This window comes from Pseudomonas sp. BP8 (assembly GCF_017875955.1).
In the GTDB taxonomy this organism is placed as follows: Bacteria; Pseudomonadota; Gammaproteobacteria; order Pseudomonadales; family Pseudomonadaceae; genus Aquipseudomonas.
This window is the reverse complement of the sequence record NZ_JAGINK010000001.1, coordinates 71324-82535: the sequence shown is the minus strand read 5'-3', so window position 1 is coordinate 82535 and position 11212 is coordinate 71324. Positions and strand designations below refer to the sequence as shown.

At 62.5% G+C, this 11212-nt stretch carries 9 protein-coding genes; 4 read left to right on the top strand and 5 right to left on the bottom strand.

Annotation, left to right across the window (positions count from 1 at the left end; genetic code table 11):
- The first annotated feature begins 569 nt into the window (after positions 1 to 569).
- Both J3B00_RS00360 and J3B00_RS00355 read left to right on the top strand, forming a co-directional pair.
- Entirely contained in the window at positions 570 to 1853 is a 1284-nt protein-coding gene (locus tag J3B00_RS00360) for a GGDEF domain-containing protein (RefSeq protein WP_209861872.1), read from the top strand.
- 122 nt (positions 1854 to 1975) lie between these two features.
- Positions 1976 to 3754, top strand: a complete 1779-nt coding sequence (locus J3B00_RS00355) for an acyl-CoA dehydrogenase C-terminal domain-containing protein (protein WP_209861869.1) — start codon at positions 1976 to 1978, stop codon at positions 3752 to 3754.
- A gap of 259 nt (positions 3755 to 4013) precedes the next feature.
- Here J3B00_RS00355 and J3B00_RS00350 read toward each other — a convergent pair whose 3' ends face one another.
- Complete coding sequence (locus tag J3B00_RS00350) at positions 4014 to 4937, bottom strand: LysR family transcriptional regulator (protein WP_209861865.1); 924 nt, start codon at positions 4935 to 4937, stop codon at positions 4014 to 4016.
- Positions 4938 to 5168: 231 nt separating this feature from the next.
- Between J3B00_RS00350 and J3B00_RS00345 the strand changes: the two genes are divergently transcribed.
- Both J3B00_RS00345 and J3B00_RS00340 read left to right on the top strand, forming a co-directional pair.
- Positions 5169 to 6446, top strand: a complete 1278-nt coding sequence (locus J3B00_RS00345; RefSeq protein WP_209861862.1) for an aminotransferase class III-fold pyridoxal phosphate-dependent enzyme — start codon at positions 5169 to 5171, stop codon at positions 6444 to 6446.
- 578 nt (positions 6447 to 7024) lie between these two features.
- Positions 7025 to 7183, top strand: a complete 159-nt coding sequence (locus J3B00_RS00340; RefSeq protein ID WP_092400858.1) for a YqaE/Pmp3 family membrane protein — start codon at positions 7025 to 7027, stop codon at positions 7181 to 7183.
- A gap of 70 nt (positions 7184 to 7253) precedes the next feature.
- Here the strand turns inward: J3B00_RS00340 and J3B00_RS00335 are convergent, their stop codons facing one another.
- Genes J3B00_RS00335 through pqqC form a run of 4 tightly spaced genes read right to left on the bottom strand, consistent with a single transcriptional unit; the run spans position 7254 to position 11208 of the window.
- Positions 7254 to 9083, bottom strand: coding sequence for a S9 family peptidase (locus J3B00_RS00335; protein ID WP_209861859.1), 1830 nt, complete (start codon positions 9081 to 9083; stop codon positions 7254 to 7256).
- Positions 9049 to 10209 carry a pyrroloquinoline quinone biosynthesis protein PqqE gene (gene pqqE, locus J3B00_RS00330; protein ID WP_209861856.1) on the bottom strand — a complete coding sequence of 387 codons (1161 nt, stop codon included), beginning with the start codon at positions 10207 to 10209 and terminating at the stop codon, positions 9049 to 9051. The genes J3B00_RS00335 and pqqE overlap by 35 nt, the downstream gene beginning before the upstream one ends.
- A complete protein-coding gene (pqqD, locus tag J3B00_RS00325; protein ID WP_209861853.1) occupies positions 10181 to 10456 on the bottom strand; it encodes a pyrroloquinoline quinone biosynthesis peptide chaperone PqqD in 276 nt (91 codons plus the stop codon). Before pqqD ends, pqqE begins: the two co-directional genes overlap by 29 nt.
- Positions 10453 to 11208: a pyrroloquinoline-quinone synthase PqqC gene (pqqC, locus tag J3B00_RS00320; RefSeq protein WP_209861851.1), complete on the bottom strand. Its 756-nt coding sequence runs from the start codon at positions 11206 to 11208 to the stop codon at positions 10453 to 10455. Before pqqC ends, pqqD begins: the two co-directional genes overlap by 4 nt.
- Between the last annotated feature and the right edge of the window lie 4 nt (positions 11209 to 11212).

Here is an 11212-nt window from a genome sequence, read left to right as displayed (position 1 = left end):
CATACCTGCCTGGCTCTACACCAATCAGGGCAACGGCAGGCGAATCGCTGCGCTCTCGCGTTGTTTGTTTACCAGCGGATTTGTGGGGTGGTTGGCAAGGCTGCGCCCTGCGATTTGCGTTGGCAGTACCGGCCTCTTCGCGGGACAAGCCCGCTCCTACAGGTACTGCGCCGAATTCAAAATTTGCGCAATACCTGTAGGAGCGGGCTTGCCCCGCGAAGAGGCCCGAAAAGCCAACATATCAAATGGATAAGTCCCCAACCTACAAGCCCAAGCCCAAGCCCAAGCCCAAGCCCAAGCCCAAGCCCAAGCCCAAGCCCCAGCCCCAGCCCCAGCCCCAGCCCCAGCCCCAGCCGCCCCCGGCCACCGTGAAGAACCTTTTTTGCCAGCCGTCATGGCCTCTTCGCGGGGCAAGCCCGACGGACCACTCCTAACACCCTGCTACAGACAAACGCTAAGCCTAAGCGCCCCCCTGCCGTTAACCCCTCCCATGTATTCATCTATTCATTCGCGCTGCCGATGAAGTAAAGGCACAATGCCACCACTAATCTGCCGGGTTGGAGATTCCCTTGTTTCAACTATCTGCTGTACGCGCGAGCCATTTTCTACCGTCACTGGTACTGCTGGTGTCGGGGCTCGCCGCGGCGTATGTAAGAGACCTCAGCGTCTTCTTCACATCGCTGTTCAACGTTTTGCCTACCTTGGTGCTGCTGCTGGGCGGTGCCTACTGCGTGGTATACCGTCGCCAGCGCGAACTTTTTCTGATGGTCACGGTGTACATCGGCTACTTCCTGCTCGATACCCAGACCGACTTTTACCGTGACAACGGCCGCGTCCGCGATGACGCTGCAGTTATCTTCCATCTGGTCTGCCTGCTGCTGCCGGCCATGTTCGGCCTGTTCGCCGCGTGGCAGGAACGCACCCACCTCGCGCAAGACATGCTCGCCCGTTGCGCCGTGCTGTTCGCGGTGGGCGGCGTGGCCGTGGCCCTGGAGCAGAGCTTTCCCGAGGCGCTGTTGAAGTGGCTGGCGGAGATTCGCTGGCCCACGCTGCATGGGCAGTGGATGAGCCTGATCCAGTTGACTTACCCGGTGTTTCTTGGGGTGTTCATCCTGCTCGTGGTGCAGTACTTGCGCCAGCCGCGGCCACTGCATGCGGCGCAGATCATCGGCCTGATCGGCATTTTCTGGATGCTGCCCAAGACCTTTATCCTGCCGTTCACGCTGAACATCATGTGCAGCCAGGTGATGCTGATGATTGCCGCGGCGGTGTCGCACGAGGCCTACCAGATGGCCTTCCGCGACGAGTTGACCGGCTTGCCGGGGCGTCGCGCACTGAATGAGCGGATGCAGCGCCTCGGGCGTAATTACGTGATCGCCATGACTGACGTCGATCATTTCAAGAAATTCAACGACACCCATGGCCACGATGTCGGCGATCAGGTGCTGCGCCTGGTCGCCAGCCGGCTGTCCAAAGTCACGGGCGGCGGTAGGGCGTATCGCTACGGCGGTGAAGAATTTGCCCTGGTGTTTGCCGGCAAGACGGCCGAAGAGTGCCTGCCGCATCTGGAAGCGGTGCGCGAGATGATCGCCAACTATGCGATTCAGTTGCGTGACCAGAGCAGTCGCCCGCAGGATGACTGGGCAGGGCGCCAGCGCCGTGCAGGTGGTGCCAATACCACGGTTTCGGTCACCATCAGCATTGGCGTCGCCGAGCGGTTGATGGATCACCGCAACCCTGAAGCCGTACTCAAGTCTGCCGATGAAGCGCTCTACAGTGCCAAGGGGGCGGGACGTAACTGTGTCGTCCAGTTTGGCCAGCCATCGCGACGCGGCGCCGAGCGAATGGCGTGACTATACAATACTAACTAGTCACGTGATGACCCTATGTCTCGCAAAAGTTGTTCGGTTACACTGCGTTCAAACCAGTGCAGCGGTCCTGCAAGACCGCCCGACCCTACTAGCGAGAGGTTGTCATGGCTGACTATAAAGCGCCCCTGCGCGATATGCGCTTCGTTCTCAATGAAGTCTTCGACGTGGCCAAGCTCTGGTCGCAGCTGCCGGAGCTGGCTGAAGCGGTCGACCAGGAGACTGCTCTGGCCGTGCTGGAAGAGGCCGGCAAGGTCACCAGCAAGACCATCGCCCCGCTGAACCGGGCCAGCGACGAGGAAGGCTGCCAGTGGGACAACGGTGCAGTGCGCACGCCGAGCGGCTTCATCGAGGCCTACCAGACCTACGCTGAAGGCGGCTGGGTCGGCGTCGGTGGCGATCCGCAGTTTGGCGGCATGGGCATGCCCAAGGCGATCTCGGCTCAGGTCGAGGAGATGGTCAATGCCTCGAGCCTGTCCTTCGGACTGTATCCGATGCTTACCGCCGGTGCCTGCCTGTCGATCAACGCCCACGCCAGTGAGGCGCTCAAGCAGCAGTACCTGCCGAACATGTATGCCGGCGTCTGGGCAGGCTCGATGTGCCTGACCGAACCGCATGCCGGTACCGACCTGGGCATTATCCGCACCAAGGCCGAGCCGCAGGCGGATGGCAGCTACCAGGTCAGCGGTACCAAGATTTTCATTACCGGCGGCGAGCACGACCTGACCGAGAACATCATTCATCTGGTGCTGGCCAAGTTGCCGGATGCCCCGGCTGGACCGAAGGGCATCTCGCTGTTTCTGGTGCCCAAGTTTCTGGTCAATCCAGATGGCAGCCTGGGCGCGCGCAATCCCGCCAACTGTGGCTCCATCGAGCACAAGATGGGCATCCAGGGCTCGGCCACCTGCGTGATGAATTTTGACAGCGCCGTGGGTTACCTGGTCGGTGAGCCGAACAAGGGCCTGGCGGCGATGTTCACCATGATGAACTACGAGCGCCTGGGGGTGGGTATTCAGGGCCTGGCGTCGGCTGAGCGCTCCTACCAGAACGCCGTCGAGTATGCGCGCGACCGTCTGCAGAGCCGTTCGCCGACCGGTCCGCAGGCCAAGGACAAGGTCGCCGATCCGATCATTGTCCATCCCGATGTGCGCCGCATGCTGCTGACCATGAAGGCCCTGATCGAGGGTGGGCGGGCATTCTCCACCTATGTCGCGATGCAACTGGACAGCGCCAAGTACAGCGCAGACCCGGTCACGCGCAAACGCAGTGAAGAGCTGGTGGCGCTACTGACGCCGGTGGCCAAGGCCTTTCTGACCGATACCGGCCTGGAGTGCGCTGTGCATGGCCAGCAGGTGTTCGGTGGCCATGGTTACATCCGCGAGTGGGGCCAGGAGCAGTTGGTGCGTGACGTGCGTATCACGCAGATCTACGAAGGCACCAACGGCATCCAGGCACTCGACCTGATGGGGCGCAAGGTCGTCGGCAGCGGTGGCGCGTTCTACCGGGTGTTCGCTGACGAGATTCGGCAGTTCATTGGCACTGCCGGCAGCGAGCTTGGCGAATTTACCCAGCCTTTAGGCGCTGCGCTGGAGCAGCTCGATGGGCTCACCGAGTGGGTGCTGGAGCAGGCCAAAGGCAACCCGAACGAGATTGGTGCGGCGTCAGTCGAGTACCTGCATGCGTTTGGGTACGTAGCCTATGGCTACATGTGGGCCTTGATGGCGCGGTCGGCCCAGGCGGGTGAAGGGGATGAGGCGTTCTATGGTGCCAAGCTGGGGACGGCGCGGTTCTACTTTGCCCGGTTACTGCCGCGGGTGGATTCGCTGGTGGCTTCGGTGAAGGCGGGGAGCGAGACGCTGTACCTGCTGGATGCTGCGCAGTTCTGAGAATCCGGGGCCGCTGCGCGGCGCCTGTGTTTGCATGGCATCCGCTTGTAAGCATTTTCCTACACGACGTGGTGACTTTTCGCCTCTTCTCTCAGATTGGATCCACAGGTAATCTTTCTTACATGGACGGAGCGCAGGAAGCGCAAAGGACAGAACAGGGAACCGTAGGATTCTCGCCAGGATGGTGAGGCGATAAGGATGTCAGGGAAACAGTCTGGAAAACCCCGCTTCGGCGGGGTTTTCTTTGTCTGCAGCTTTTTCAGTTCAGCACGTCCAATGGCGCAACGCCTAACGGGCGGGGATCGGTTTCTTCCTCGAGCAACGTGCGCAATAGCTCCACCGAAGCCTGCTGGCGTTGAGCGTCGCGGAACACCAGGCCAACCTTGAGTGGCACCCGCGGCTCGCTCAAGGGCTTCCACAGCAGCGCTTGGTCATCCTCTGCAGCCTCCTTGGCCCGACCGGGCAATATCGTCGCCAACGCGGTATGCGCGAGGCTGTCGAGAATCCCGCCCATGTTGTTCATCTCGGCCTGTACCTGCGGCCGGCGCCCTTGGTTGGCCAACTGTTCTTTCCAGATCTGGCGGATCTGAAACTCCTCGCCCAGCATCAGCATGGGTAATTCGGCGGCCTGTCTGATCGATACCTTCTTGAAGTCCTTCAACGGATGGGTATTGGGGATGACCAGCTGCAGCTCATCTTCGTACAGCATCAGGCCATGCAAACCCGGTTGGCGCGGCGGCAGGTAACTGATGCCGATATCCAGGTTGCCATTGAGCAGGCGCCGTTCGATCTCCAGCCCCGACAACTCGTAGATCTGCACCACCAGATGCGGTTGCGCTTTGCGCACGCGCTCCAGCAACTTCGGCACCAGGCTCGGACGGACGGTCTGCAGCACGCCGATGGCCAGGGTACGCAGCGACTGCCCCTTGAAGTTGCGCATGGCCTCGTGGGCTCGCTGCAAGCCGTCGAGCAGGGGCTGCGCGTGGTTGTAAAGGGTGTGCGCGGCGAGGGTCGGCAGCAGGCGCTTGTTGCTGCGCTCGAACAGGCTCAGGTCGAGACTGTGTTCGAGTTGGCGGATCTGCTGCGACAATGCCGGCTGAGACAGTGACAGGCGCTCCGCCGCTCGGCCGACATGGCCCTCTTCATAGACCGCGACGAAATAGCGCAGTTGGCGAAAATCCATAAGCAACACTTATCGAAAAAGCTGGGAAAACGAAATGGCCGAGAAGCCGTGGAGTGCCTAGTCTATCGCCGTGTTCAAGCGTTACACAGCGATGCTTTGGTCGATTGTCAGCGCTGATGAGAAAGACGTTTGATAGGCAAGGCTAAAAGATCGGTTTTGCAGCTGATCACCTGTTTTTCCGGCGCATGACCGGACCTTGACCGCCAGTTACCGTGATTGCCTGGAGCCCTGATGAACCTGTTCAACTTGCGCCGTTCGGCTACTGTGGTTGCCGAGCCCCCGCGTGCCCCGCTGGCTGAGCCGGACGCTGCGCCGTTGTCGCGTAAACGGCTGATGCCCAGTGCCGAGCGGGCACCGCAGGTGTTCGTCCGTGGTCAGGGCTCGTGGCTGTGGGACAGCGAAGGCCAGGCGTATCTGGACTTCACCCAGGGCTGCGCGGTGAACAGCCTCGGGCATAGCCCGAGCGTGCTAGTGAAGGCGCTGGGCAACCAGGCCCAGGCGTTGATCAACCCGGGAGCAGGCTTTCATAGCCGCGGCTTGCTGACCTTGGTCGAGCGTTTGTGCCAGAGCACTGGCAGTGACCAGGCCTACCTGCTCAACAGCGGCGCCGAAGCCTGCGAGGGGGCGATCAAGCTGGCGCGCAAGTGGGGCCAGCTGCACCGCAACGGCGCTTATCACATCATCACCGCCAGCCAGGGCTGTCATGGCCGCAGCCTGGGGGCGTTGTCGGCCTCCGACCCGTTGCCGTGCAACCGCTGCGAGCCGGGCTTGCCGGGGTTCAGCAAGGTCCCGTTCAACGACCTCGAGGCCCTGCATGCGGCGGTCGATTCGCGCACGGTGGCGATCATGCTCGAACCGATCCAGGGCGAGGCTGGGGTTATTCCGGCGACGCGTGCCTATCTGAAGGGTGTCGAGCAGTTGTGCCGCGAGCTGGGCATTCTGCTGATCCTCGATGAAGTACAGACCGGTATCGGTCGCTGTGGCGCGCTGCTCGCCGAACAGACGTACGACGTGCGTGCAGACATCATCACCTTGGGCAAAGGCTTGGGCGGTGGTGTGCCACTGGCAGCGCTGCTGGCGCGGGGTACTGCGTGCTGCGCCGGCCCTGGCGAGCTGGAAGGCAGCCACCACGGTAATGCGCTGATGAGCGCGGCTGGCCTGGCGGTGCTGGAGACTGTGCTTGAGCCGGGGTTCTTTGCGCAGGTGCAGGACAGTGGCCGCCATTTGCGCGATGGCTTGAGTCGCTTGGCCGGGCGCTACGGCCAGGGTGAGGTGCGGGGGCAGGGGCTGTTGTGGGCGCTGCAGTTGCAGCACGAGCTGGCCCAGGAGCTGGTGATGGCCGCTCTGGACGAAGGCTTGCTGCTCAATGCGCCGCAGGCTGACGTGGTGCGGTTTTCACCTGCGCTGACGGTGAGCAAGGGCAACATTGACGAGATGCTGTTGCGCCTGTCGCGCGCGTTTGCCCGTTTGCATGCCCAGTTGAAGGAACGCCGCGAGGTGCCAGCCTGAAGAATTGAAACGAACCGTCTCGCGTGTCTGCGCATCGCCCTTGGCCTGCTTCATTTGGCCCGGGGCGTTTTTTTATGTCTTCACGCATTGTTGGGGGATGATTTGTTCGCTTGGGTCGCTTAGAAATTGTGGGCTTATCCATTTAATCTGCTGGCGCTTCTGGCCCCTTGCCTCCCTACGACCAGGCCTCTCAAGGTCTTTGAGATTTAGTCTGGCTTGAGTAAGCCGGGTCTGCTGCGCAGCCCTTTCGCGACACAAGGCCGCTCCCACAGGTATAGCGCATGCCTCAAAAGCGGCGCGGTTCGCCCTTGTGGGAGCGGCCTTGTGTCGCGAAAGGGCTGCGCAGCAGACCCAGCGTACCCAAGTCAGGCACAATTTCAGAAGACCTTGAAAGAGTTGGCCGTAAGGGCAGAAGGAATCGGTAGCGGCACCCCATCAAACGGATAAGCCCCCAACCTGCAAGCCCCACCGTCCTAGGCAATCCGCAAAAACCCTTTTTGGGGGGCCTTGCGCCTAGCTGTTGAACCTCTGGCGTGCGCGACTAGTCTCTGTTTAAACCCTTTGACGGAGAGACATGCATGGACATTATTCGCATCATTATCGCGATTCTTCTGCCGCCGCTGGGTGTGTTCCTGCAGGTTGGGTTTGCCGGTGCGTTCTGGCTGAATATTCTGCTGACGCTGCTTGGGTACATTCCGGGCATCGTGCATGCGGTGTATATCATCGCCAAGCGTTGAGACCGTTGGGGCCGCTGTGCGGCCCTTTCCGACCGGTCCGGCTTTGAACCTGTGGCAGCAGCCCCATGATCTATCGGTCCAACACCCGGCAGTAAAACTTCCACTCTTCCTCAAGCGCATGCGCCAGGTTCTCAGCCTTGCGGAACCCATGCCGTTCACCCGCATAGAAATGCCCTGCAGCCTCGATCCCATTGGCTTGCAACGCCGCGAGCATCTCGCGTGTCTGCTCCGGCACCACCACCGCATCCAGCTCCCCTTGGAAGAAAATCACCGGCACCTTGATCTGCTCGGCATGCAGCAACGGCGTGCGCTGCCGGTAGCGCTCGGTATCCCGCTCGGGGTCGCCGATCAGCCAGTCGAGATAATCCCCTTCGAACTTGTGCGTGCTGCGGGTCAACGCCAGTGGATCGCTGACCCCGTACAGACTGGCGCCTGCGCGGAATACATCATGGAAGGCCAGCGCGCACAGTGTGGTATAGCCACCAGCACTACCGCCCCGGATAAACGCTTTGCCCGGATCGATCAGCCCAAGCCCGGCGAGGTGCGCTACCGCGGCACAGGCGTCTTCGACGTCGGTTTCACCCCAACGCAGGTGCAGCGCCTGGCGGTAATCGCGTCCATAACCGGTGCTGCCGCGGTAATTCAGGTCGGCCACGGCAAAGCCGCGTTGGGTCCAGTACTGGATGCGTGCATCAAGCACCGGGTAGCAGGCCGAGGTCGGCCCACCATGGATGAACAGCACCAGCGGCGAAGGGCCTGCGCTGTTCATGGCCGGATAGAAGAAACCGTGCGCGTGGGCATCGCCGCTGGGGTAGCGGATCGGCTGCGGGCGGCTGACACGTTCTGCTGGCAGAGGCGCGCCGCCACCTGCCAGTAACGCTATCTGCTGGCTGACCCGATCGATGGCGATCACGGCGGGTGGGCTGACAGGTGAGGCGGCTATTGCATAGAGGTGGCGATCATCCAGCGCCAGGCTGCGAAAACGCGTGTACTCGCTAGCGTACTGCTGCAACTGATCCTCATTGCGCAGGCCAAGCAGGCCGAAGCCTTCTTCAAACCAGCTCGCCAGGTAGCGCCGCGGACCAAGCGCGATCCAGCTGCTGGCGCCCAGTTGCCAAGGCGCGGCGGCGTGATCGGCTGGGGTGGCGGGCAGCGCCTGCCATTGACCGTCGATCTCGCCCCAGGGTTGCCAGAAGCCATTTTGGTCAGACAGGCAATACAACCGGGCTTGCTCATCGAAGCGTGGTTGTTGCAGCGACAACTGCTGTGAGCCGTCCCCTGCCAGACACCGCGCTGCGTTCCAGTCGCCGTGCTCATCACGTTCGCGAGCCATCAGCCGGGTGCGGGTCCAGGGCTGTTCCGGGCGGTCCCACTCGATCCACGCCAGGCGCGTGCCATCGGCACTGAGGGTGGGCGCCGCGTAGAAATCGGCACCTTCTGCCAGTACCTGGCGCCCTTGGCCGCCAAGGCTGACCAGGCGATGACTGACCGATTGGCCATGCTGCTCCTCGACCGCCAGGACCTGGCCGTCGCGCCACAGCACATCGCCATACCGGCAATCGTCAGCGTGGGTCAGTGGGCGTGGCGGCGAACCATCCAGCGCCTGGGTGTAGACCTGCTGATCCGCCTCGTTGACGAATACCAGCCCATCGCCACCGAGGCAGAAGCTGCCGCCGCCATATTCGTAGACCCGGCTGCGCACGCTGAAGCCATCCGGGGTCAGGCAATGGGCCTGTTCATCGCGCCATTGCCAGATACGGCAAGCACCGTCGGCAGGGCGGAATTCGTTCCAGAACACGCCACTGGCGCCGACCTTGAGTTCGGCAAAATCAGTACCGGCGGCGACGGCCTGGGCGGCGCTGAAGTCAGCCGCGGACGATGACACGGGAGTTTCGCTCATTGCGGAATGTCAGCTCTTCAATGGCCAGGTGGGCGTGCTCGGCTTCTTCGCGCGCCTTGAGAATGATGTCGTGATGCGGTGACTTGGCACACACCGGGTCGGCGTTGCTGGCGTTGCCGGTGAGCATGAAGGCCTGGCAGCGGCAGCCGCCGAAGTCCTTTTCCTTCTCGTCGCACGAGCGACAGGGCTCGGGCATCCAGTCATAGCCACGGAAGCGGTTGAAGCCAAACGAGTCGTACCAGATGTGCTTGAGGTCGTGCTCGCGCACATTGGGGAACTGCACCGGCAATTGGCGTGCGCCGTGGCAGGGCAGGGCGGTGCCGTCGGGAGTCACCGTGAGAAACACGCTGCCCCAACCGTTCATGCAGCCCTTGGGGCGCTCTTCGTAGTAGTCGGGGGTGACAAAGATCAGTTTGCAGGGGCTGCCGGCCGCCTTGAGCCGCTCACGGTACTCATTGGTGATGCGTTCGGCGCGCTCCAGCTGCGCCTGGGTCGGCAGCAGGCCGAGCCGATTGAGGTGGGCCCAGCCGTAGAACTGGCAGGTGGCAAGCTCGACGAAATCGGCCTCCAGCGCGATGCACAGCTCGATGATGCGGTCGATCTTGTCGATATTGTGCCGGTGGGTGACGAAGTTGAGCACCATCGGGTAGCCGTGGGCCTTGACCGCACGGGCCATCTCGAGCTTTTGCGCGAAGGCCTTCTTCGAGCCGGCGAGCAGGTTGTTGACCTGCTCGTCACTGGCCTGGAAGCTGATCTGGATGTGGTCCAGGCCGGCCGTCTTGAATTCGGCGATGCGCTGTTCGGTGAGGCCGATGCCAGAGGTAATCAGGTTGGTGTAGTAGCCAAGGCGACGGGCCTCGCCGATCAGTTCGGCAAGGTCCTGGCGTACCAGCGGTTCACCCCCGGAGAAACCCAGTTGTGCCGCGCCCATTTCGCGCGCTTCGGCCATCACACGGAACCACTGTTCAGTGCTCAGCTCCTGGCCCTGGGCAGCGAAGTCCAATGGGTTGGAGCAGTAAGGGCACTGCAGTGGGCAGCGGTAGGTCAGCTCGGCCAGCAGCCACAGCGGCAGGCCGACTGGCGGTGTGGCTGGCACCTCAGGCGAGGACGATCCAGTGTTCGGCACGGGCCACCTCCATGAACTGCTCGATGTCGTCAGCGACTTCGGGCACATCGGGGAATTGCTGCGAGAGCTCGGCGATGATCGCTGCAACCGAGCGCTGGCCATCGATCAGGCCACCGATCAGCGCGGCGCTCTCGTTGAGCTTGATCATGCCCTCGGGGTACAGCAGGACATGGCCTTTTTGCGCCGGCTCGTACTGATAACGATAGCCGGGGCGCCAGTTGGGGGTCAGTTGGCGGTCGAAACTCATAGGGTGATCCCCTTGTGCCAGACCCGCTCGCGGGTGACGGAGTGATAGGGTGGGCGGTCCAGTTCGTAGGCCATGCTCATGGCGTCGAGCATGCTCCAGAGGATATCCAGCTTGAACTGAAGGATCTCCAGCATGCGCTCCTGGCCTTCGCGGGTGGTGTAGTGCTGCAGGGTGATCGCCAAGCCGTGTTCGACATCGCGCCGGGCCTGGCCGAGGCGGGTGCGGAAGTACTCATAGCCGGCCGGGTCGATCCACGGGTAGTGCTGCGGCCAGCTGTCCAGGCGCGACTGGTGGATCTGCGGGGCGAACAGCTCGGTCAGCGAGCTGCTGGCGGCTTCCTGCCAGTTGGCGCGGCGGGCGAAGTTGACGTAGGCGTCGACCGCGAAGCGCACGCCGGGCAGCACCAGCTCCTGCGAGCGCAACTGCTCCGGGTCGAGGCCGACGGCCTGGCCGAGCCGCAGCCAGGCCTCGATGCCGCCGTCTTCGCCGGGCGCGCCGTCGTGGTCGAGCAGGCGCTGGATCCACTCGCGACGTACTTCACGGTCGGGGCAGTTGGCCAGGATCGCGGCATCCTTCAGCGGGATATTGACCTGGTAATAGAAGCGGTTGGCCACCCAGCCCTGGATCTGTTCACGGGTAGCACGGCCGTCATACATGGCCACATGATACGGGTGATGAATATGGTAATAGGCGCCCTTGGCGCGCAGGGCCTGCTCGAACTCGGCAGGGGACATCGGCGTTGCGTCGCTCATCAGG

Excerpts from the sequence above, each read along its gene's own strand:
- J3B00_RS00355 (WP_209861869.1), top strand. The coding sequence starts at position 1,976 with ATGGCTGACTATAAAGCGCCCCTGCGCGATATGCGCTTCGTTCTCAAT.
- J3B00_RS00350 (WP_209861865.1), bottom strand. The coding sequence starts at position 4,937 with ATGGATTTTCGCCAACTGCGCTATTTCGTCGCGGTCTATGAAGAGGGC.
- J3B00_RS00345 (WP_209861862.1), top strand. The coding sequence starts at position 5,169 with ATGAACCTGTTCAACTTGCGCCGTTCGGCTACTGTGGTTGCCGAGCCC.
- J3B00_RS00340 (WP_092400858.1), top strand. The coding sequence starts at position 7,025 with ATGGACATTATTCGCATCATTATCGCGATTCTTCTGCCGCCGCTGGGT.
- pqqC (WP_209861851.1), bottom strand. The coding sequence starts at position 11,208 with ATGAGCGACGCAACGCCGATGTCCCCTGCCGAGTTCGAGCAGGCCCTG.
- J3B00_RS00335 (WP_209861859.1), bottom strand. The coding sequence starts at position 9,083 with ATGAGCGAAACTCCCGTGTCATCGTCCGCGGCTGACTTCAGCGCCGCC.
- pqqD (WP_209861853.1), bottom strand. The coding sequence starts at position 10,456 with ATGAGTTTCGACCGCCAACTGACCCCCAACTGGCGCCCCGGCTATCGT.